The following is a 20,933-nucleotide window of genomic DNA, read 5'->3' as shown; positions in this document are numbered from 1 at the left end:
TCTATTATAAATAAAAAACTGTTCAGGAACGTCCATGGCCAAACCTATTATCACCCTCAACGGGCTTAAGATCGTCATCATGCTGGGCATGCTGGTGATCATTCTGACCGGCGTTCGTTTTGCGGCCGATATCATCGTGCCTTTTATCCTGGCGCTTTTTATCGCGGTGATCCTCAATCCACTGGTGCAGCGAATGGTGCGGCTGCGCATCCCGCGTGTGCTGGCGATAAGCCTGCTTATCAGTATTATTATCGTTGCGATGGTGCTGTTAGTCGCCTATCTGGGAACCTCCCTGAACGAGCTGGCGCGGACGCTACCGACATACCGCTCTTCCCTGGCGACCCCGCTGCTGCAAATTGAACCCTGGCTGCAACGCGCGGGTATCGAAGTCTCGGTTGAGGAACTGCTTAAATACATCGATCCGAATGCCGCCATGACGATTGTCACCAGCCTGCTGGCACAACTCTCCAACGCCATGACCTCGATTTTCCTGCTGTTCCTGACGGTTGTGTTTATGCTGCTGGAAGTTCCACAGCTGCCTGCAAAGCTCCAGCACATCATGGTGCGTCCGGTAGAGGGAATGGGCGCCATTCAGCGCGCGCTCGACAGCGTTTCACGCTATCTGGTGCTGAAAACGGCCATCAGCCTGGTGACGGGATTAGTGGTCTGGGGGATGCTCGCCGCGCTGGATGTGCGTTTTGCCTTTGTCTGGGGGCTGCTGGCCTTTGCGCTCAACTATATTCCTAACATCGGCTCCGTGCTGGCGGCGATCCCCCCTATCCTTCAGGTGCTGGTTTTCAGCGGTTTGTATGATGCCCTGATTCTGCTGGCAGGCTATCTGGTGATTAACCTTGTCTTCGGGAACATTCTCGAACCACGGATAATGGGACGCGGGCTGGGGCTTTCAACCCTTGTTGTGTTCCTGTCCCTGATTTTCTGGGGCTGGCTGCTCGGGCCTGTCGGCATGCTGCTCTCCGTTCCGCTGACAATTATTGTCAAAATTGGCCTGGAGCAGACCGCCGGTGGACAAAGTATCGCTGTACTGCTGAGCGACATGAGCCATAAGGCCGATTAATTGTCCATCGACAGCATGGGCTTGCCCGTTCTTCCCGCTTCGCGATAGTTGCCCACTGCCCGCTGCCATTCCGACAGCGGGTAGAGGGTGACATCGCTGCACTGGCTGGCGCGCAGTTTAGGCCAGATGCGCCGAAACTCCGCCTGCCACGCCTCAGCGCTCAGCGCGTCCAGATAGTTACGAATGTGAAACCACGCCACGCGCGGCAACGGCCGCTGCTGCCGGAAGGTCTGCCCGGAGAGTAGCCCGTAGCAGACAAAGGTGCCGGTTTCGGGCATCACGCTCAGGATCGTCTCCGCCAGGCTGCCGCCCGTGGCGTCGTACACCACCTCCGCTTGCGCGGCGGCAGCGTTGACGGCGGTCGTATCATGTTGCGCAATCGGGACGATCCCCATTTCAGCCAGACGTTGAGCGTGCACGGGCGAGCGATGGATCCCGTAAACCGCCTCCGCACCCGCCTGGCGTGCCCATTGCCCGAGCAGAACGGCGCAGTCAGAACCGGCAGCGGTGAGCAGCACCGTTTTCCCGACCGGAGGATAGCGGTCCAGCATCATCTGTGCGGCAAGCGGGTTGATATACGCCCGCGCGGCAAGTAGCGAGTCGACGTCGTCCGGGACGGGAACCGCATACGCCGCCGGGCAGTCGACATAGCGCTGCCAGGTTCCCTGCCCCCGTAACGGCAGGACCCGCTTGCCCAGCAGCGCCGGATAAGCGGCGGGCGTTTCGGTCACTATTCCGACCCCTTCATAACCGGCTATCGCAGGCAGCGGCGTGCGATGGCGATATGCTCCGGTGATGGGGATGAGATCGGAGGCGTTCACCGGGGAAAAAAGCATGCGCACACGTATCTCTCCCGGCTGTCGCGGCGACAATGGTGTAGTTTCCGCTTGCAGTACCGATTCAGGCTCACCAAACCGGCGATACCAGAGAGCCAGATTAAGCATTGCGATCGCGCCATCCCATTTCCGGTGCGACATGTTTCAGGATGGACTCGATCACATGTGCGTTGTATTCCACGCCCAGCTGATTCGGCACGGTAAGTAACAGCGTATCCGCTTCCGCGATCGCTTCATCCTTTTTCAACTGTTCAATCAGCTTGTCTGGCTCTGCGGCATAGCTGCGTCCGAAAATGGCCCGCGTTTTCTCATCCAGATAGCCCACGCTGTCGCTTTCATTGCGGCTTGAGCCGAAATACATCCGGTCGCGATCGTCCATCAGGGCAAAAATACTGCGGCTGACCGAAACGCGTGGCTGACGGGTATGCCCTGCCTCAGCCCAGGCCTGTCGGTAGGCACGGATCTGTTTTGCCTGCTGAATATGGAACGGCTCGCCGGTTTCATCATCTTTCAGCGTTGAGCTTTGCAGGTTCATCCCCAGTGTTGCCGCCCATACTGCCGTTGCATTAGAGCCAGCCCCCCACCAGATACGATCGCGTAAGCCTTCTGAATGCGGCTCCAGACGCAACAATCCCGGCGGGTTTGGGAACATCGGCTGTGGGTTAGGCTTTGCAAACCCTTCACCGCGTAATACATCAAGCAGTACCTCAGTGTGGCGGCGCGCCATATCTGATTCGTTTTCCCCTTCCTGCGGCACGTAACCAAAATAACGCCAGCCATCAATCACCTGCTCCGGGGAACCCCGGCTGATACCAAGCTGTAATCGCCCGCCGGAGATGAGATCTGCCGCGCCAGCATCTTCCGCCATATACAGCGGATTTTCATACCGCATGTCGATCACGCCCGTCCCGATTTCGATGCGTTTGGTTTTCGCGCCTATTGCAGCCAGCAAGGGGAATGGCGAACTGAGCTGGCGGGCAAAGTGATGCACACGGAAATAAGCCCCGTCCGCGCCCAGCTCTTCGGCGGCGACCGCCAGATCGATGGACTGTAGCAGTGTGTCAGCCGCGGTTCGCGTGCCGGACTGGGGTGACGGCGTCCAGTGACCAAACGACAAAAATCCGATCTTTTTCATAGTGGAGTATCCTGATAAAGCATTGCGTTATCCCTACTCTACGCATTAACGGATGAGAATAAATGGTGATTATTTAACGGAATGCTTCAAATAAACTGACAGAAATACGCAAATCGCACGCTGCCTTCCCGCAGAGGAGGCATTCTCCTGACATCTCATAATGGGATATAGTGTGAACTATTCTCTTTTTAACAGGTAACATCAGCAATGGCTCTGATCCCTAAAAACTACGCACGGCTGGAAAGCGGCTACCGTGAAAAAGCGCTAAAAATCTACCCCTGGGTTTGTGGACGCTGCTCGCGTGAGTTTGTTTATTCAAATCTTCGTGAACTCACGGTTCACCATATCGACCACGATCACACCAATAACCCGGAAGATGGCAGTAACTGGGAGCTGTTGTGCCTGTTTTGTCACGATCACGAACACTCAAAGTACACCGAAGCGGATCAGTATGGCACCACCGTTGTTGCGGGTGAGGATGCGCAAAAAGACGTGGGTGTCGCCACGTTTAACCCCTTTGCCGATCTCAAGGCGATGATGAACAAGAAGAAGTAATATCGACGGCTTCACTGCCCATACCTGTCGTATGGGCAGTCAGAAAGCCACATATGTTGTATTCCAGTCACAGGTTGAACAATGACACGGCTTTAATATCTGCCTCAGGGTTCACGCGTTTTACTGCCTCTAAAAACGCAGCGAAGTTTTGATTAAACACCGTCAGATTATTATAAAATTGCACCTGTTTTTCACGGGTTCCCTCAAGATAACTCACAGACCAGATCCGCCTGTTATTTATCACTATCGAGCCTGGTTTAATTTTTATGATAGCCGCCAGCTCAATTTTACGGGTGCTGCTCTTTATAACCTCGTATAAATACTGCTCATCATAAAAGTAGGTTTTACCTGACGAGCCGCCAAACCAGACAGGATGGGTTGAGATTTTTTTCATTCCCCGGCTGTCGGCAACGATGCGCGTTGGATGCCGAATACGCCTGACGAAAAAGCGTATCAGCATAATCAGTGCCACAAAAGACAGCACCACAAAAAGAACGTTAATGCTCTCCCGCATATTTCGTTACCTGACATGCATAGTTATAAGTGAAGAAGTATACCCAAATAGTCTGGTCGTGATAATTGCCCTTCTACGCCCGTACGCCATGATGCCTTGTTACCCTTGATCTTTGCTATCGACATACAATACTGTATATAAATACAGTATTAATTGACGGTGATCATCATGCAGTTTTTCACGCCATCAGAGCGACGCCGGAGCGTGGCCCTTCCCCTATTCAATGACCCTGTTCCTTACGTTCTGAATGAACGTATAAGCGCGCCCACGAAGGCTCGCGGCGTAGTGACCTGTATCGTGACATCTGCGAGCTGACCATGTTTGCACTGTGTGATGTGAACGCTTTCTATGCTTCCTGTGAAACGGTTTTTCGCCCGGACCTGAAGGGACGACCGGTGGTCGTGTTGTCCAATAACGATGGGTGCGTCATCTCTCGCTCCGCTGAAGCCAAACCCTTTGTGAAAATGGGTGAACCGTACTTCAAACAGAAAGATCTCTTCAGGCATCATGGCGTGGTTTGTTTCAGCAGTAATTATGAACTTTACGCGGATATGTCCAACCGGGTAATGAACACGCTTGAAGAGATGTCGCCTCGTAGCGAAATATACTCAATTGATGAGATCTTTTGCGATCTTACCGGGGTGCGTAATTGTCGCGATCTTTCCGACTTTGGGCATGAAATGAGAGCGACCGTACTGCAACGCACCCATCTGACCGTCGGAGTGGGCATCGCACCCACAAAGACGCTGGCGAAACTGGCAAATCACGCGGCGAAACGCTGGCAGCGCCAGACGGGAGGAGTTGTTGATTTATCCAATGTGGATCGTCAGAGAAAGCTGATGGCGGCGCTACCCGTCGAAGACGTTTGGGGTGTAGGACGTCGCATAGCGAAGAAGCTTGAGATGATGGGGATTAAGACCGTCCTGCAACTGGCAGACACCGATATCCGGTTCATAAGAAAACATTTCAATGTCGTGCTGGAGAGAACGGTGCGTGAATTACGGGGCGAATCGTGTCTTGAACTGGAAGAGTTTGCCCCGGTAAAGCAAGAAATCGTCTGTTCGCGCTCGTTTGGCGAACGCATCACCGAATATGACGATGTACGCCAGGCCATCTGTAGTTATGCCGCCCGGGCAGCAGAAAAACTTCGCAATGAGCATCAGCATTGCCGCTTTATCTCCGTATTTGTTAAAACCTCGCCCTTCGCGCTTAACGAGCCATATTATGGCAATAGCGCGTCGGTAAAACTGCTCACCCCAACCCAGGATAGCCGGGATATTATCGGCGCATCAGTTCGTTGTCTGGATGCGGTCTGGAAGAACGGCCATCGGTACCAGAAAGCCGGAGTGATGCTGGGAGATTTTTATAGCCAGGGCGTCGCGCAACTTAATCTGTTTGACGACAACGCACCCAGGAAAAACAGCCAAAAGTTAATGGATGTATTAGACCATCTGAATGCTGAAAATGGCCGTGGCACGCTTTACTTCGCGGGACAGGGTATACAGCAGCCGTGGCAGATGAAACGGGAAATGCTTTCACCCCGCTACACCACCCGCTTTGCGGATCTCCTCACTGTTAAGTGATATTAACAATTGCTGCTAAGTTGTAATTTTCCCCTTGCCGGACCGGACAAATCGGTTATCGTGCCAGGCAACTTTCGCAGCAATAAAAGACAGTGGGATGCGCTATGGCGATTTTTGATGGTCACAATGACCTGTTGCTTAATTTATGGCTTCACCATCGCCAGGATCCGGTAACGGCCTTCTTCTCCGGCATTGAGAAGGGACACCTCGATTATCCACGCATGCAGCAAGGCGGATTTTCCGGCGGGCTGTTCGCGCTGTTCGTGCCGCCGCAGGAGTATATCGCCCGCATGGCGCCACAATACGCCAGCGAGCCGTGGCAGCCGGTCGACATTCTCTGGCAGCAGCTGACGATCCTTAAGCAGCTTGTCGCCCACTCCGATGGTCGGGCGCGATTGTGCCTGAGCGCGGCGGATATCGAACGCTGCCGTCAGGATAAGGTGCTGGCGATGGTGGCGCATATTGAGGGCGCGGGCGGTTTTGACGGCGAGGGAGACGATCTACAGGCTTTCTATACCGCCGGGGTGCGCAGCATTGGGCCTTTCTGGAACATTGCTAACCGTTTTGGCACCGGCGTTAACGGGGCGTTTCCCGGCAGCCCGGACAGCGGCCCAGGGCTTACCGCTGAGGGTATCGCCCTCATTAAGCACGCTAACGTCCTGAACATGCTGATTGATGTTTCGCATATGAATGAAAAAGCGTTCTGGGATACCGCTCGTCATTCCTCTTCACCGCTGGTCGCCACCCATTCCAACGCCCATACGCTGTGCCCGCAACCGCGCAATCTGACCGATCGGCAGCTACTGGCTATCCGCGACAGCGGCGGCGTGGCAGGCATCAATTTCGGCAACGCGTTTCTGCGCGCCGACGGTAAACGCGATAGCGATACCCCGCTGAGTACGATTGTTCGCCATATCGACTATCTTATTAATATCATGGGTGACGATCATGTCGCGCTGGGGTCCGATTTTGACGGCATTACGTTGCCTGATGACTTACACGATGTGAGTGGTTTACCGCGGCTAATCAGCGCGTTGCGTGACAGCGGCTATGATCAATTTGTGCTGAATAAGCTGCTGTGGGGCAACTGGCAAAAGGTATTGCAAAATGTTTGGCAACAATAGGTTACGTTGTAAACATTAAGTTAATTCCTTACATCTTTCGGGTTGAGCTTTGCCCTCCTGTGACGCATTATTTGATGACCATCACAAAACTGGCACAAACAATGGCGTTGGTGCTGCTTTTTTAAAGAGGAAAAAACGATGTGGAAGAAACCTGCTTTTATTGATTTACGTCTTGGCCTGGAAGTGACCCTGTACATTTCCAACCGCTAATCGCTCTGCCCGCCATCCGTGCGGGCATTTTTGTTTGACTACCTGGCCCATCTTCATGTTTATTAAAGTCCTCGGTTCCGCCGCTGGCGGTGGTTTCCCCCAGTGGAACTGTAACTGCGCCAACTGTCAGGGTTTGCGCAACGGTACCCTTCAGGCGACCCCTCGCACCCAGTCGTCGATCATCGTCAGCGATAACGGCAAAGAGTGGGTGCTGTGTAACGCCTCCCCCGATATCAGCCAGCAGATTGCCCATACGCCAGAACTGAATAAGAAAGAGGTTCTGCGCGGCACACATATTGGCGGCATTATTCTCACCGATAGCCAGATTGACCACACCACCGGGCTGCTCAGCCTGCGCGAAGGGTGCCCGCATCAGGTATGGTGTACGCCGGAGGTGCATGAAGATCTTTCCAGCGGATTCCCGATTTTTACCATGCTCCGGCACTGGAACGGTGGCCTGATTCATCACCCGATCGCGCCGCTCACCGCCTTTAGCGTGGAAGCCTGCCCTGATTTGCAGTTTACCGCTGTCCCCATCGCCAGTAACGCACCGCCCTATTCGCCGTGGCGCGACCGCCCGCTGCCGGGGCATAACGTGGCGCTGTTTATCGAAAACCGCCGCAACGGTCAGACGCTGTTCTACGCACCGGGTCTCGGTGAACCCGATGACACCATCCTGCCGTGGCTTAAAAAAGCGGACTGTCTGCTGATTGACGGCACCGTCTGGCAGGACGATGAACTCCAGGCCACCGGCGTCGGGCGCAATACCGGCCGCGACATGGGCCATCTGGCGCTCGGCGATGAACACGGCATGATGGCGCTGCTGGCCTCGCTGCCGGCAAAGCGCAAGATTCTGATCCACATTAATAACACCAACCCGATCCTTAACGAGCAGTCGCCGCAGCGTCACGCCCTCGCGCAGCAGGGAATAGAAGTGAGCTGGGACGGGATGAACATCACGCTTCAGGACTAACTATGCACATTCGCGAAACGCTCTCGCCGCAAGAGTTTGAGCACGCCCTTCGGGCGAAAGGCGCCTACTATCATATTCACCATCCGTACCATATCGCGATGCATAACGGCGAGGCCAGCCGCGAGCAGATCCAGGGCTGGGTGGCGAACCGGTTTTACTACCAGACGACGATCCCGCTGAAAGACGCGGCAATTATGGCGAATTGCCCGGATCCGCACACGCGTCGCAAATGGGTGCAGCGGATCCTCGATCACGACGGCAGCAACGGTCATGACGGCGGTATCGAAGCCTGGCTACAGCTGGGCGAAGCCGTGGGGCTCAGCCGCGAGGACTTAATCAGCGAACGCCACGTGTTGCCCGGCGTCCGTTTCGCCGTCGACGCTTACGTTAACTTCGCCCGCCGTGCCAACTGGCAGGAGGCGGCATGCAGCTCGCTCACCGAACTGTTCGCCCCGCAAATCCATCAGTCGCGTCTCGACAGCTGGCCACAGCACTACCCGTGGATCAAAGAGGAAGGCTATTTTTATTTCCGCAGCCGCCTCAGCCAGGCCAGCCGCGACGTTGAACACGGTCTGGAGCTGGCGAAGCGTTACTGCGATAGCGCGGAAAAGCAGAATCGGATGCTGGAGATCCTTCAGTTCAAACTCGATATCCTGTGGTCGATGCTCGACGCGATGACCATGGCCTACGCGCTACAGCGTCCGCCTTATCACACGGTCACCGACAAAGCGGCCTGGCACACAACCCGACTGGTATAAGCATGCAAAAAAACTCCATCGTCGCCTTTCGTCGCGGCTATCGCCTGCAATGGGAAGCCGCTCAGGACAGCCATGTCATCCTCTATCCGGAAGGCATGGCTAAACTCAATGAGACCGCGGCCGCGATCCTCGAACTGGTCGATGGCCAACGCGACGCGGCGGCCATCATTGCCATACTCAACGAACGGTTCCCGGAAGCCGGCGGCGTGGATGACGATGTCGTAGAATTCCTGCAAATCGCTTATCAACAGAAGTGGATTATTTTCCGTGAGCCAGAATAAACCCGCCGTCAATCCACCGCTGTGGCTGCTGGCGGAGCTGACCTATCGCTGTCCGCTACAGTGTCCTTACTGCTCTAACCCGCTGGACTTCGCCCGGCAGGATCAGGAGCTGACCACCGAACAGTGGATTGAGGTTTTCCGCCAGGCGCGGGCGATGGGCAGCGTGCAGATAGGTTTTTCCGGCGGCGAACCGTTGACGCGTAAAGATCTGCCGGAGCTGATCCGCGCCGCCCGCGATCTCGGTTTTTATACCAACCTGATCACCTCGGGAATTGGCCTGACGGAAAGCAAGCTCGACGCGTTCAGCGAGGCCGGTCTGGACCATATCCAGATTAGCTTCCAGGCCAGCGATGAAGTGCTCAACGCTGCGCTGGCGGGGAATAAAAAAGCCTTCCAGCAGAAGCTGGCGATGGCCAAAGCGGTCAAAGCCCGTGATTACCCGATGGTGCTGAATTTCGTCCTGCACCGGCATAATATCGATCAGATCGATAAAATCATCGAGCTGTGCATCGAACTGGACGCCGACGATGTCGAACTTGCCACCTGCCAGTTCTACGGTTGGGCGTTCCTTAATCGTCAGGGGCTTCTGCCGACGCGGGAACAGATCGCCCGCGCGGAACGCGTGGTTGCCGAATATCGGCAAAAAATGGCCGCCAGCGGCAATCTGGCCAACCTGCTGTTCGTCACCCCCGATTATTACGAAGAGCGACCAAAAGGCTGTATGGGCGGCTGGGGGTCGATTTTCCTCAGCGTGACCCCGGAAGGCACGGCGCTGCCCTGCCACAGCGCGCGCCAGCTGCCGGTGGATTTCCCGTCGGTGCTTGAGCAGAGTCTGGAATCCATCTGGTATGACTCTTTCGGCTTCAACCGCTATCGCGGGTTTGACTGGATGCCGGAGCCGTGCCGCTCCTGCGATGAAAAGGAGAAGGACTTCGGCGGCTGCCGCTGTCAGGCCTTTATGCTCACCGGGAATGCGGATAACGCCGATCCGGTGTGCAGCAAATCGCCGCATCATCATAAAATCCTCGAGGCGCGACGCGAAGCAGCCTGTAGTGATATGAAGATCGGTCAACTTCAGTTCCGCAACCGTACCCGTTCTCAGCTTATCTACAAAACCCGGGAACTGTAGATAATGACCACCCGCATCGTGGAACTGGCAGGCGGTTTACGCGCAACGCTGGTGCATCAGCCGCAGGCGACACGCGCGGCGGCGCTGGCGCGCGTGAGTGCCGGAAGCCATCACGAGCCACCGCGCTTCGCCGGTCTTGCGCATTTGCTTGAGCACCTGCTGTTCCGCGGTAGCCAGCGCTATCAGGGCGATGATCGACTCATGGCCTGGGTCCAGCGCCAGGGCGGCAGCGTCAATGCCACCACGCTGGCTCGCCACAGCGCTTTTTTCTTCGACGTTGCCGCCGATAACCTGTCCGACGGTGTCGCGCGGCTGCGGGATATGTTGCAGGCGCCGCTGCTTTCACCGCATGACATACAGCGCGAGGTGGCGGTCATTGATGCGGAAAACCGGCTCATCCAGCAACATGATTCCGCCAGGCGCGAAGCGGCGGCGCGCCACGCGATGGAAGAACCTGCGGTTTTTCGCCGTTTTCAGGTGGGTAGCAAGGAGTCTCTCGGGCAGGACCCGGGATCGCTGCCAGCCGCGTTGCGCGACTTTCATCGTCGCTATTATGTGGCCGGACACCTGCAATTGTGGCTGCAAGGGCCGCAAACGCTGGATGCGCTGGCCGAGCTTGCCCATACGTTTGCGTCAGGTTTTGCGTCAGGCGGCATGCCTGAAACCGCTTCCCCGTTGCGTCTTAGCGCTGAAGCTGATTATCAGCTGGCGGTGACGGAGCGACCTGCACTGTGGCGTTGTCCGTTAATTCGAAAAAGTGACAACGTCACTTTGTTTCGGGAGTTTTTACTGGACGACGCCCCCGGAAGCCTGATTGCCGGGCTACGGGCGCGCGGGCTGGCTGAAGAAGTAGCCCTGAACTGGCTTTATCAGGATAACGATTACGGCTGGCTGGCGCTAACGGTTGATAGCGAACAGCCCGAGGACATTGACCCGCATATTACCCACTGGCTACGGGCGCTACAGCAAACGACGGATGAGCAGCAGCGGCATTATTATCGGCTGGCACAGCAGCGTTTCAGCGCCCTGCCGACGCTGGAGCAGCTGCGCCAGCGGGCATTTGGTTTTGCGCCCGGCGCGGCGCCCGTAGGTTTTTCCGCCTTCTGTGCTGACTTACTGGCGGCGCCAGTCTCGTATCTGGCCTGCAAAAAAATGGAAACCGCTGAAATTATTGCCAGCCAGGGTTTTGCCCTGCCGCTTAGCCATTGGCGTCGCCAGCCGGTTGCAGATGATAGCCCCATCGCGTTTTCCTTCTACCCGCAGACTGCCAGGTATGCTGCGCCAGCCCCGACGTCAGAAGCCGCTCCACTGCTGCATTTGTCGGCGCAGACACAACCGCCGACGCTGATCCTGCGCAGGCCTTTTTATTCGCGCGTGGACAGGTCTCAGGGGGTGGCGATGGGCAAACAGTTACGCCCTCTTCTTGCTGAACTGCGCCATATCGACGGCAGCGGCGAGTGGCAAACGGTTGACGGTAGCTGGCAGCTCACCCTGCGGCTTCCTGACGCCATGGTGACGGCGGAACCCATCATCGGGGCGATAATCGATCGCCTCTCCCACCCTGCTCCGGCTACTACGTCAGTGCCAGAAGGCATTGCCATCCGTGAGCTGCTTCAGCAATTGCCTGAACGTCTGGCCTCGGATCCGCCACGGGACGGCTGGCTGGCGGCGTTAGTTGGCGGCCGCACCGGACACGCGCACGGGTTAGCCCGGCAACTTGGCCTGCTCCGGACGCCGGTTAACGCTAAGCCGTTGCCGTTAAGCGGTTGTCCCGGCGGGATCGAACACATTCCGCACGCCAGCGCGGATTCGGCGCTGCTGGTGTTTATTCCCCTGCCGCCGGGCGCGTCGCTCGCCGCGCTGCGGCTGCTGGCGTTATGCTGCGAACCGCAATTTTTCCAGCGCCTGCGCGTGGAACAGCAGATTGGCTATGTTGTCAGCTGTCGTTATCAGCGTATTGCCGATCGCGATGGCCTGCTGCTGGCGTTACAGTCGCCTGACCGTTCTCCCGTGAACCTGTTGGGTTGCTGCAAACGATTTTTGCGTGAGCTGACGCCGTGCGATGAGGCAGCGTTCAGCGTGTTGCGACAGCAGCTGGCGACGCAGATCCGCTCACCGATGGATGCCAGCGCCACGGCAGTGGCCGCCCTGCGCCAGCGCTATGGTTTGCCGGTGTTAACGCCGCAGGCTATTGATGCCCTGCAACCTGACGAGATAATCGCGCTATGGCGCGAGATGACTCGCCGTCGCCGACGCTGGCGGGTGCTTTTCACGGGCTGACCGGAACCGGCGCTTTCTTCCTGTGCGTGGTTTTTAGTCAAAAAAAAGCCCCGTACTACGACGGGGCCGGGCTGCTTATTTCGCTGTTATTTATCCAGCGCGTAGGCAATCACGTAGTCACCACGATCCGGCGACTGGCGTGCACCGCCGGCAGAGATCAGAATGTACTGTTTGCCGGTTTTCGGTGATACATAGCTGACAGGTCCGCCCTGGCTACCCACCGGGAGACGCGCTTTCCACACTTCTTCCCCCGTAGAGGAATCAAAGGCGCGCAGGTAGTAATCCTGGGTTCCCGCAATGAAGACCAGACCGCCCTGCGTGGCCAGCGTACCGCCCAGCGTCGGCATACCGACAGGCATTGGCATGCGCATTTTTACCCCAAACGGACCGGTATCCTGAACGGTACCGACCGGCACCTGCCAGACGATTTTCTGCGTTTTCAGGTCAATGGCGGAGAGGGAGCCAAACGGTGGTTTCTGGCACGGAATGCCCAGCGGTGACATGAAACGGTTTTTGTTGACCGAATACGGCGTTCCTTTCATCGGAACGGCGCCCATCCCGGCGTTCACGGCTTCACCGCCCGTGTTTGCCACCGCGCTCTGCGGATCTTGTTTAATCAGCTGGACCCACAGACCCAGACGCATGTCGTTGACGAAGATGTACTGGTTGTTCGGATCGGTGGACAAGCTGCCCCAGTTCATTCCCCCCAGCGAGCCCGGGAAGCTCAGGGAAATATCGGTTCCCGGCATCGTGTACAGACCGTCATAACGCATTGATTTGAAGCTGATACGGCAGGCCAGCTGGTCAAACGGCGTCGCCCCCCACATATCCGATTCTTTCAGGGTTTCCGCGCCAATCTGCGGCATTCCCACAGAGCGCGGCTGCGTTGCCGGGTATTGTTCACGTGGAATATCCGCTGGTTTTACCGGAACCTCTTTCACTTCAGTGAGCGGTTTACCCGTCAGGCGATCAAGAACGTAAATTTGCCCCGCTTTGGTGCCCACCACCACCGCGGGCTTGTTGCCCTCTTTCGTCGGGAAATCAACCAGGCTCGGCTGCATCGGGATATCGAAATCCCAGAGGTCGTTATGCACGGTCTGGTATACCCACTTCTCTTTCCCGGTAGTCGCATCCAGCGCGAGGATTGAGGTGGCGTATTTATGATCTTCCGGAATACGGTCAGCGCCCCACAGGTCGACAGAGGAACTTCCCATCGGGATAAACACGGTATTCATCGACGCATCCCAGGACATAGGGGCCCAGGAGTTTGCAGAGCTACGTTTGTAGTGTTCACCCGGCTTCAGAACATAGTTCGGATCCGGATTACGCGGGTCGAACGCCCAGCGCAGCTGGCCGGTGATCACGTCATAACCACGTATAACGCCTCCCGGCATATCGGTGCTGACGTTATCCGCAACGCGGCCGCCAACGACAACCGTCGTACCCGCCAGCGTCGGGGCCGACGTCAGCACGTAGGTGGGATCTGACGCGTCGCCCATCCCTTCATGCAGGTTAACGCTGCCGTTAGTACCGAAGTCCGGGCAGAACTTGCCGTTATCGGCGTCTAACGCGATCAGCTTACCGTCGATGGTGTTCATCAGGATACGGCGCTGGCATGCAGCGCCCGGTGCCACCTGCGCTGGCAGAACCGGCGTGGAGCCGGCTACCGTTGGCTGCGCCAGCGGTTTGGTGGCATCAAAGTACGCCAGACCACGGCAGCGCATCCAGATTGCAGACTTGGCGTTGATTTCCGCTTTCCAGATCTCTTTCCCGCTATCGGCATCCACGGCGATCACGTTGTTATGCGGCGTACAGAGGAAGACACGATCACCAACCTGTAGCGGCGTTTGCTGATCTTCTGCGCCATTGCCGTCCGGACTTTCCGGTACGTCACCGGTATGGTAGGTCCAGACCGGTTTCAGGTTTTTCACGTTGTCACGGGTTATCTGGTCCAGCGCCACAAAGCGACTACCGCCAGCCGTATTACCGTAGTGATCCCAGTTCTGCTGTTTCGCATCATCTTTTACCGGCACCAGCGGGCGTTTTTCACCGCTAAACGGCACGGTCGGATGGGGTTGAAACATCTGAACAAAGGTGACGCCCATGGCGATAATAAGGACCGCGCAGACCCCCAGGGCCCCTTTTGCGCAGGACGGTTTTCCTTCACGTTTACGCAATGCAGGCCAGGTGGCGGCTGCCAGCACCATCAGCCCGGCGGGTACCATTAAACGGGAAACCAGCGGCCAGAAGTCGAGCCCGGCATCGAAAAATGCCCAAATCAGGGTGCCAAGAAACACCAGGGCAAACAGCCCCACGGCAGAGGACTTGCGGCGGAAGAACTGAATCGCAGAGAGCAGAGTGATAACCCCGGCGATGAGAAAATACCAACTCCCCCCCAGGGAAACCAGTTTAAAACCGCCGATGGCAAAAAAGAGCCCCGTTACAAGAAGTATCACACCCACCAGCAGGCACCACGGGCCTAACCAGCCGGATGGGCGGGGATTATTGTCTGACATAAAAATGAATCTCCTGATTACTTTATAACAGCAGGGTTTTATTGACTGCCACGATGCTAAAACCCTGCATAACATCAATTGTTCGTGTGCGAATCATAAATTAAAATTATAATGTAGACAAAATGTATTCTGTCGGAAGAAAAGAAAACTCACTAAAGTGCAGGAACATAACAAAATAAAAAAATGGGATATCACTCTGTAATTCGCCAATACCAGAATATTTGACCAGTCAGTTCCGGCTTATGCGATGAATATCAGGTTTGCCGACAAGACAGCCCCGATAACGTAAGATTTTTGCATGATGAGAATTAACTTATTGCCTATTAATTAAGCTTCACAAACGCGATCAGCTCGCGGATTTCACGATATACGTCACTACACCAAAGATATCGAGCGTATCGTCGCTGCCGACAATAATCGGTGAATAGGCGCTGTTCATGGGGTTGAGTTGAATATTGGGACGCAACTGGAGGCGCTTCACGGTAAATTCGCCCTCTACCGCCGCAATCACGATATCGCCATGCTCAGGCTTGCGGGAACTGTCCACCACCAGCAAATCACCGTTATTGATCCCCCCTTCTATCATCGAGTCACCGGCGGCTTTGACAAAGTAAGTGGAGCTGGGATGGGCGACTAATAACTCGTTTAAATCGATACGCCGCTCTACATAATCCGCTGCCGGGCTGGGGAAGCCGCACTGTACTAAGTCGCTGAAAAGTGGAATAGCAACGATTTCACGCAACTCTGCGGGTCTGAAAAAGATCATGATAAATACCCCCCCATACTGTTTTTATATACAGTAGTTTTAACTGAGGTATCGATCAAGCCATGTCAGCGTAAGCGGCTGGCTACGCCTTAACCGCTTCGCTTATAACCCCCTATAGCAATGAAGATTATTTGCTTTGTAAATTTTTACGTATGGGCAAGCTTAACGCGTCATAAAACATCACTATTAAATCACTTACTGATGACTTCTAAATACACAAAACACAACTTAGCCTCACTGCATAATCACTATCCGTTGACTTTCTATTTAGACTGGCGCATATTTTACAGCACAAATTAACAAGACAATTTTTGGAGGACGTTTTCTATGCCCGCCCGTGATTATCCCGATAAGCGTGTTGCTCGCGGTGTCGCAAAGGAGGCCGAACTCAGGATGTTAAGCGCGCGCATCGATCCTGCGCTGATGGAGTACATCCGCATTACTGCGTATGAAACACGGAAAAGTAAGCAGGAAATTGTGGCGGAAGCATTAGCGCTTCACCGCCAAAGAAGTCAGATTGGATCATAAACAGCAAAAGCCCGAAAAATCCTCCGGGCTTTTGCTGCCATCGGGATTACCCCACCAGCGAATTTAACGTCTCCAGCGCCTCAGGCGGCAATACCAGATCGGCTGCCGCCAGGTTTTCACGCAGATGCGCCACCGACGAGGTTCCCGGGATCAAGAGGATATTTGGCGAGCGTTGCAGCAGCCATGCCAGCGCCACCTGCATCGGCGTCGCGCCCAGTGAATCCGCCACCGCCTGTAGTCCGGAAGATTGCAGTGGCGTGAAACCACCCAGCGGGAAGAACGGCACCCAGGCAATCCCCTGCTGCGCCAGCGAATCGACCAGCGCATCGTCACCGCGATTCACAACGTTGTACATATTCTGTACGCACACCACGGAAACCATCTTCTGCGCTTCAGCGACCTGCGAAGCGGTGACGTTGCTCAGCCCAATATGGCGAACCAGCCCCTGCTGTTGCAGCTCCGCAAGGGTGCTCAGCGGCGCGGCAATCGAGCCTTCCGCCGGTCCGTGGGTGCTAAACATGATCCGCAGGTTAACCACGTCCAGCACATCCCGCTTCAGGTTACGCAGGTTGTCATGCACCGCCTGCGTCAGCTCCTGCGCGGAAAACGCCGGCAGCCAGGAGGCATCCTCGCCGCGTCGGGCGCCGATCTTGGTCACAATCGTAAGGTCGTCCCGGTACGGATGAAACGCCTCGCAGATAAGCTGGTTGGTCACATGAGGTCCGTAAAAATCGCTGGTATCAATGTGATTCACACCCGACGCCACCGCTTCACGCAGCACCGCCAGCGCCGCATTTTTGTCTTTTGGCGGACCAAAAACGCCAGGCCCGGCAAGCTGCATCGCGCCATAGCCAAATCGTTTAACCGTACGCGTTCCGAGCGTGAACGTTCCGCTTTTATCTATGCTGCTCATGCTGACCTTCCTCATAAAAAATGATCCGGATTTACAACAGGTTCCGCAACGAAACCATTAGTTAAGCAATAGTAAAATTAAAGTTTAAATTCGCTACGACGATAGTATTGATGTAACCCTGCCTCTTCTCTTACGGATGACCGCCATGCTGAAAAATCTGCACGTGATTACCGGTATTATCTTTGCCCTCACCATATTCTGTCTGCTGCAAGTTGTCACGGGAGGGTTGTTCTACTCTGCCGTTAACAACGATCGTCACAACTTTCAGAACTCCGGGTTACTCAATGCCCAACAGGAGAGCCTGAGCGACAGCGTGAACACGCTGGTGAAAACGCGCGTTACCGTCACCCGCGTGGCGATCCGCTACCTGAAAAACCAGCGCGATCCGGCCTCTCTCGCAGCAATCAACACGCTGTTGGGCACCGCGAACGGTTCGCTGACCAAAGCCGAAGACTATTACAAAAACTGGCAGGCGATTTCGCAGGTGAAGGGCCAGAATGCCGCGCTCACCGAAGAGATGCAGAAAGCCTGGAAGCAAATGCACGAGGTGATGCGCTTGTCCATTGAGTATCTGCGCGCCGATAACTATCAGGCCTATGGCGACCTGGATGCCCAACAGGCGCAGGATGAGATGGAGGCGGTCTATACCCGCTGGCGCGCTGAAAACAACGTGCTGCTGAAAGCCGCCGCCGAAGAGAATCAGAGCAGCTTTACCCAGATGCAGTGGACGCTGGCGGCGATCTTCCTGACTGTGATCGCCGTGCTGGTGGTGATCTGGCAGGGTTTACAGCACCTGCTCCTGAAACCGCTCAACGCCATCATGAACCATATTCGCACCATTGCGAGCGGCGATCTGACGCAAAATGTCGCGATTACCGGGCGCAACGAGATGGGCCAGCTGGCTGCTGGTCTGCACGAGATGCAGCAGTCGCTGGTGAGCACCGTCAGCGCCGTGCGCGGCAGCACCGATTCGATCTACACGGGCGCAGGAGAAATTGCCGCCGGGAGTAACGACCTTTCCGCGCGAACCGAGCAGCAGGCAGCCTCGCTGGAAGAGACCGCCGCCAGTATGGAAGAGCTGACTGCCACGGTGAAACAGAACTCGGATAACGCCCGTCAGGCGACGCTGCTGGCGAAGAATGCGTCTGAAACCGCCGCACGCGGCGGTCAGGTGGTGGATAACGTGGTGCGTACCATGAATGACATTGCCGACAGTTCTCAGCAAATTGCGCACATCACCGGCGTTATCGATAGCATTGCCTTCCAGACCAACATTCTGGCGCTCAACGCGGCGGTTGAAGCCGCCCGTGCCGGGGAACAAGGTCGCGGCTTTGCGGTCGTGGCAGGTGAAGTACGGACGCTGGCCAGCCGCAGCGCGCAGGCGGCAAAAGAGATCAAAGGGCTTATCGAGAACTCTGTCAGCCGGGTGAATACCGGCTCGGAACAGGTGAGCGAGGCGGGTGCGACCATGAAAGAGATCGTCGCGGCCGTGACGCGCGTAACCGATATTATGGCTGAGATTTCCTCGGCGTCTGACGAGCAGAGCCGCGGTATAGAGCAGGTCAGCCTGGCGGTCTCGCAGATGGACAGCGTCACGCAGCAAAACGCCGCGCTGGTACAGGAGTCGGCAACGGCGGCGGCAGCGCTGGAAGATCAGTCTGAACAGCTGCGTCAGGCCGTGGCGGCATTCCGGCTGAACGCTCAGGCATCGCTGGCGGCTCGCCCTAAAAACGTGAAAACGCCCGTACTGCTGCGCCCGTCAGCGGCAGGCGCGAATACAGCTGACGCGAACTGGGAAACCTTCTGAGTGACAGGCGGGCATCTCGCCCGCCTTCCTGATTAGCGGCTGCGCTTGGCGTGGCGCTCCCAGTTATCTCGCTTCGCATCCTCTGACTTACGCAACGAGACATAGCATGCTCCGCTGCCGCCGTGATGCGGCTGCGCTTCGCAAAAGGCCTGTACTTCGTCGAACTCGGTAAGCCAGCGCGCAAGATAGCTGCGCACCACGTTAGGATGCGACTGCTGTTCACGCCCTTTACCATGCACGATGATCAGGTTGCGTAGCCCGTCACGTCCGGCCTGGCGAATAAAGGAATAGACCAGCTGGCGGCATTGCTCCGCAGGCTGGCGTAACAGCGTTAAGCTGGCCTGACGGGAATATTTGCCGGAACGCAGCTTATCAAATACCCCCTGCTGTACCCCTTCGCGCTGGTACATGAGCGGCTCGGCAAGGGGCAACAGTTCCAGAAACCCCAGCGTCAGAAAGTTATCGAGCTGCTCAGTATCTATTTCCTGACGCGCCCGCGTGTTGCGGCTCTGCTGCCAGTGAATATCCGCGCAGCGTTTGAGCGGCTGGACATCCTCCATGGCGTCAAGAAAAAGTGATTTGTCGTCAGGGTTCATGGAAATCCTCCGGCTACATCTGAGTGATGTACTATACCTGCGCCCGTTGCGGGTCTCAATCATCCAGGCACAGGTTCAAATAATGGCTTAAGGAACAGATAATCGCAGACGCAATAAATTTAATCTAACCTTAACTTAAATTTCAGCCGTAATTAATTAAATAATTTACGTTAAAAAATCGTGAAATCAATCACTCCACGTCCTTCTCTTTTAAGAAAAAGCTGTTATAACTTAATAAACCTGCCCAATGGATAATGCATGTAGGATCCGCGAAAGGATGCACGACTGTGTGTACTGTGGAGTCTGTCTGATGTCGGGCAGACTCTATTTTTTTATTGTTGTTATTTTTATTAAATTAATTTCCTGGCTTCCCTTCGAAACTGCGTGATTAATGATTCGGCAAGCGGTGTCTGGCGAGAATCACGACGCTGAATTAAATAATATGCTGCTTTAGGCAGGGTTTCGACAACCGGCACCATTATCAGACGGTGCGCCAGAAGCGGATCGCAGCCCAGCTCCTGCGGTAAAATGCTGATGAAATCGCTTTGTGCGACGAGGCTAATACAGGAGGAAAAGGTCTCACAGACAACGCCAATTCGCGGTATTTGAGAGCGGTGGTTAAAAGTATCCTGCAACTGCTTATAATAACTTCCCCGGGGCGTAGGCATCGTCCAGTTATATTGCAGAAGCTCATTAATTGAGGTCGCCCCTGTCGCCGGATGACCTGCCCGACAAAATACGGCAAAAGGCTTTTCGAACAGCTTTTCAAAGGTAAATTCATGATCGTACGGCCCCTGATAATAGGTATTGATGGTAAAGTCCAGCTCACCCTGACGTAATTCATTAATCATCGACACCAGCTGGCCTTCCATAATCCGGACGTTGACCTGAGGATGCTGCGCATGAAAACGCGTAATGACGGCCGGCATCAGGCTGCGTGAAATACTGGCCCCCATCCCAATATTGATCTGCCCGGCAAGCTCGCCCTGTCGCTGGCGGATGTCATCCTGCGCTGCACGCAGCTCTTCCAGAATCAAATTAGCGCGGTGAAAAAACCCTTCCCCGCACTCGGTCAGCGCGACGCCTTTACTCCGGCGCACAAACAGCTGGGCCGCCATACCCTCCTCCAGTTCTTTAATGGATTTGGTCAGCGCGGGCTGCGAAAGATTAAGCGTCCGGCTGGCGCCGCGAATACTGCCCTGTCGCGCCACTTCGACAAACGCCCTGATTTGATGAAATTTAATCTGAAATGACATAACGAGACCGATAACCGTTGTTTATCAGAGTAAAGAAACTGTCATCTACTTTAATGGAAACGGATGTGCGAGGGTAATTCCTGAACGGTTAAAACTGT

At 55.6% G+C, this 20,933-nt stretch carries 20 protein-coding genes; 12 read left to right on the top strand and 8 right to left on the bottom strand.

Translation table 11 applies throughout. The features are described from left to right. The first annotated feature begins 34 nt into the window (after positions 1 to 34). Positions 35 to 1,075, top strand: coding sequence for an AI-2E family transporter (locus RS584_RS09705; RefSeq protein ID WP_003857467.1), 1,041 nt, complete (start codon positions 35 to 37; stop codon positions 1,073 to 1,075). Here the strand turns inward: RS584_RS09705 and RS584_RS09700 are convergent. Further along, on the bottom strand, positions 1,072 to 2,019 hold the full coding sequence (locus RS584_RS09700; protein ID WP_017384558.1) for a zinc-dependent alcohol dehydrogenase family protein: 948 nt from the start codon (positions 2,017 to 2,019) through the stop codon (positions 1,072 to 1,074). The two genes, RS584_RS09705 and RS584_RS09700, sit on opposite strands and share 4 nt — an antisense overlap. After that, positions 2,012 to 3,046 (bottom strand): LLM class flavin-dependent oxidoreductase, encoded by a 1,035-nt coding sequence (locus RS584_RS09695; protein ID WP_017384559.1) that lies wholly within the window; start codon positions 3,044 to 3,046, stop codon positions 2,012 to 2,014. The genes RS584_RS09700 and RS584_RS09695 overlap by 8 nt, the downstream gene beginning before the upstream one ends. 207 nt (positions 3,047 to 3,253) lie before the next feature. On the opposite strand from RS584_RS09695, the gene yajD reads away from it, so the two are divergent. Continuing rightward, positions 3,254 to 3,601: an HNH nuclease YajD gene (gene yajD, locus RS584_RS09690; protein WP_006808895.1), complete on the top strand. Its 348-nt coding sequence runs from the start codon at positions 3,254 to 3,256 to the stop codon at positions 3,599 to 3,601. Between the two features lie 67 nt (positions 3,602 to 3,668). Here yajD and RS584_RS09685 read toward each other — a convergent pair whose 3' ends face one another. Then, on the bottom strand, positions 3,669 to 4,115 hold the full coding sequence (locus RS584_RS09685) for a hypothetical protein (protein WP_193041902.1): 447 nt from the start codon (positions 4,113 to 4,115) through the stop codon (positions 3,669 to 3,671). Positions 4,116 to 4,432: 317 nt separating this feature from the next. Between RS584_RS09685 and RS584_RS09680 the strand changes: the two genes are divergently transcribed. The 8 genes from RS584_RS09680 to pqqF all read left to right on the top strand — a co-directional run bounded on the left by RS584_RS09680 (position 4,433) and on the right by pqqF (position 12,453). Continuing rightward, positions 4,433 to 5,698: a Y-family DNA polymerase gene (locus RS584_RS09680; RefSeq protein WP_032609083.1), complete on the top strand. Its 1,266-nt coding sequence runs from the start codon at positions 4,433 to 4,435 to the stop codon at positions 5,696 to 5,698. Between the two features lie 104 nt (positions 5,699 to 5,802). Then, positions 5,803 to 6,822 carry a dipeptidase gene (locus RS584_RS09675; protein WP_315749526.1) on the top strand — a complete coding sequence of 340 codons (1,020 nt, stop codon included), beginning with the start codon at positions 5,803 to 5,805 and terminating at the stop codon, positions 6,820 to 6,822. A 138-nt stretch (positions 6,823 to 6,960) separates the two neighbouring features. Further along, positions 6,961 to 7,032 (top strand): pyrroloquinoline quinone precursor peptide PqqA, encoded by a 72-nt coding sequence (gene pqqA, locus RS584_RS09670; RefSeq protein ID WP_002905689.1) that lies wholly within the window; start codon positions 6,961 to 6,963, stop codon positions 7,030 to 7,032. Positions 7,033 to 7,087: 55 nt separating this feature from the next. Then, positions 7,088 to 8,005, top strand: a complete 918-nt coding sequence (gene pqqB / locus RS584_RS09665) for a pyrroloquinoline quinone biosynthesis protein PqqB (RefSeq protein ID WP_045344727.1) — start codon at positions 7,088 to 7,090, stop codon at positions 8,003 to 8,005. Positions 8,006 to 8,007: 2 nt separating this feature from the next. Beyond that, complete coding sequence (pqqC, locus tag RS584_RS09660) at positions 8,008 to 8,763, top strand: pyrroloquinoline-quinone synthase PqqC (protein ID WP_003857506.1); 756 nt, start codon at positions 8,008 to 8,010, stop codon at positions 8,761 to 8,763. A gap of 2 nt (positions 8,764 to 8,765) precedes the next feature. After that, positions 8,766 to 9,044, top strand: a complete 279-nt coding sequence (pqqD, locus tag RS584_RS09655) for a pyrroloquinoline quinone biosynthesis peptide chaperone PqqD (RefSeq protein WP_003857508.1) — start codon at positions 8,766 to 8,768, stop codon at positions 9,042 to 9,044. Next, complete coding sequence (pqqE, locus tag RS584_RS09650; RefSeq protein ID WP_315749523.1) at positions 9,031 to 10,173, top strand: pyrroloquinoline quinone biosynthesis protein PqqE; 1,143 nt, start codon at positions 9,031 to 9,033, stop codon at positions 10,171 to 10,173. The genes pqqD and pqqE overlap by 14 nt, the downstream gene beginning before the upstream one ends. Positions 10,174 to 10,176: 3 nt before the next feature. Continuing rightward, on the top strand, positions 10,177 to 12,453 hold the full coding sequence (pqqF, locus tag RS584_RS09645; RefSeq protein WP_315749521.1) for a pyrroloquinoline quinone biosynthesis protein PqqF: 2,277 nt from the start codon (positions 10,177 to 10,179) through the stop codon (positions 12,451 to 12,453). Positions 12,454 to 12,539: 86 nt separating this feature from the next. Here pqqF and RS584_RS09640 read toward each other — a convergent pair whose 3' ends face one another. Together RS584_RS09640 and RS584_RS09635 are read right to left on the bottom strand one after the other, a co-directional pair. Next, complete coding sequence (locus tag RS584_RS09640) at positions 12,540 to 14,969, bottom strand: glucose/quinate/shikimate family membrane-bound PQQ-dependent dehydrogenase (protein WP_315749519.1); 2,430 nt, start codon at positions 14,967 to 14,969, stop codon at positions 12,540 to 12,542. Positions 14,970 to 15,315: 346 nt separating this feature from the next. Next, a complete protein-coding gene (locus RS584_RS09635; protein ID WP_003857514.1) occupies positions 15,316 to 15,735 on the bottom strand; it encodes a translesion error-prone DNA polymerase V autoproteolytic subunit in 420 nt (139 codons plus the stop codon). A gap of 327 nt (positions 15,736 to 16,062) precedes the next feature. On the opposite strand from RS584_RS09635, the gene RS584_RS09630 reads away from it, so the two are divergent. After that, complete coding sequence (locus RS584_RS09630) at positions 16,063 to 16,263, top strand: hypothetical protein (RefSeq protein WP_003857516.1); 201 nt, start codon at positions 16,063 to 16,065, stop codon at positions 16,261 to 16,263. 46 nt (positions 16,264 to 16,309) lie between these two features. Here RS584_RS09630 and RS584_RS09625 read toward each other — a convergent pair whose 3' ends face one another. Beyond that, positions 16,310 to 17,176: an aldo/keto reductase family oxidoreductase gene (locus RS584_RS09625; protein ID WP_315749517.1), complete on the bottom strand. Its 867-nt coding sequence runs from the start codon at positions 17,174 to 17,176 to the stop codon at positions 16,310 to 16,312. A gap of 145 nt (positions 17,177 to 17,321) precedes the next feature. On the opposite strand from RS584_RS09625, the gene tcp reads away from it, so the two are divergent. Beyond that, positions 17,322 to 18,983 (top strand): methyl-accepting chemotaxis citrate transducer, encoded by a 1,662-nt coding sequence (gene tcp, locus RS584_RS09620; RefSeq protein ID WP_017384568.1) that lies wholly within the window; start codon positions 17,322 to 17,324, stop codon positions 18,981 to 18,983. A 32-nt stretch (positions 18,984 to 19,015) separates the two neighbouring features. Here the strand turns inward: tcp and smrA are convergent, their stop codons facing one another. Beyond that, positions 19,016 to 19,579, bottom strand: coding sequence for a DNA endonuclease SmrA (gene smrA, locus RS584_RS09615; RefSeq protein ID WP_015570640.1), 564 nt, complete (start codon positions 19,577 to 19,579; stop codon positions 19,016 to 19,018). Between the two features lie 350 nt (positions 19,580 to 19,929). Next, entirely contained in the window at positions 19,930 to 20,835 is a 906-nt protein-coding gene (locus RS584_RS09610; RefSeq protein WP_315749514.1) for a LysR family transcriptional regulator, read from the bottom strand. Positions 20,836 to 20,933 lie beyond the last annotated feature (98 nt).

Source organism: Enterobacter sp. DTU_2021_1002640_1_SI_PRY_ASU_LCPMC_013 (genome assembly GCF_032389435.1).
Taxonomy (GTDB): domain Bacteria; phylum Pseudomonadota; class Gammaproteobacteria; order Enterobacterales; family Enterobacteriaceae; genus Enterobacter; species Enterobacter hormaechei_C.
The sequence above is the reverse complement of the archived record's forward strand: the minus strand, read 5'-3'. Positions and strand labels throughout refer to the sequence as shown.

Excerpts from the sequence above, each read along its gene's own strand:
- RS584_RS09705 (WP_003857467.1), top strand. The coding sequence starts at position 35 with ATGGCCAAACCTATTATCACCCTCAACGGGCTTAAGATCGTCATCATG.
- RS584_RS09700 (WP_017384558.1), bottom strand. The coding sequence starts at position 2,019 with ATGCTTAATCTGGCTCTCTGGTATCGCCGGTTTGGTGAGCCTGAATCG.
- RS584_RS09695 (WP_017384559.1), bottom strand. The coding sequence starts at position 3,046 with ATGAAAAAGATCGGATTTTTGTCGTTTGGTCACTGGACGCCGTCACCC.
- yajD (WP_006808895.1), top strand. The coding sequence starts at position 3,254 with ATGGCTCTGATCCCTAAAAACTACGCACGGCTGGAAAGCGGCTACCGT.
- RS584_RS09685 (WP_193041902.1), bottom strand. The coding sequence starts at position 4,115 with ATGCGGGAGAGCATTAACGTTCTTTTTGTGGTGCTGTCTTTTGTGGCA.
- RS584_RS09680 (WP_032609083.1), top strand. The coding sequence starts at position 4,433 with ATGTTTGCACTGTGTGATGTGAACGCTTTCTATGCTTCCTGTGAAACG.
- RS584_RS09675 (WP_315749526.1), top strand. The coding sequence starts at position 5,803 with ATGGCGATTTTTGATGGTCACAATGACCTGTTGCTTAATTTATGGCTT.
- pqqB (WP_045344727.1), top strand. The coding sequence starts at position 7,088 with ATGTTTATTAAAGTCCTCGGTTCCGCCGCTGGCGGTGGTTTCCCCCAG.
- pqqC (WP_003857506.1), top strand. The coding sequence starts at position 8,008 with ATGCACATTCGCGAAACGCTCTCGCCGCAAGAGTTTGAGCACGCCCTT.
- pqqD (WP_003857508.1), top strand. The coding sequence starts at position 8,766 with ATGCAAAAAAACTCCATCGTCGCCTTTCGTCGCGGCTATCGCCTGCAA.
- pqqF (WP_315749521.1), top strand. The coding sequence starts at position 10,177 with ATGACCACCCGCATCGTGGAACTGGCAGGCGGTTTACGCGCAACGCTG.
- RS584_RS09640 (WP_315749519.1), bottom strand. The coding sequence starts at position 14,969 with ATGTCAGACAATAATCCCCGCCCATCCGGCTGGTTAGGCCCGTGGTGC.
- RS584_RS09635 (WP_003857514.1), bottom strand. The coding sequence starts at position 15,735 with ATGATCTTTTTCAGACCCGCAGAGTTGCGTGAAATCGTTGCTATTCCA.
- RS584_RS09630 (WP_003857516.1), top strand. The coding sequence starts at position 16,063 with ATGCCCGCCCGTGATTATCCCGATAAGCGTGTTGCTCGCGGTGTCGCA.
- RS584_RS09625 (WP_315749517.1), bottom strand. The coding sequence starts at position 17,176 with ATGAGCAGCATAGATAAAAGCGGAACGTTCACGCTCGGAACGCGTACG.
- tcp (WP_017384568.1), top strand. The coding sequence starts at position 17,322 with ATGCTGAAAAATCTGCACGTGATTACCGGTATTATCTTTGCCCTCACC.
- smrA (WP_015570640.1), bottom strand. The coding sequence starts at position 19,579 with ATGAACCCTGACGACAAATCACTTTTTCTTGACGCCATGGAGGATGTC.
- RS584_RS09610 (WP_315749514.1), bottom strand. The coding sequence starts at position 20,835 with ATGTCATTTCAGATTAAATTTCATCAAATCAGGGCGTTTGTCGAAGTG.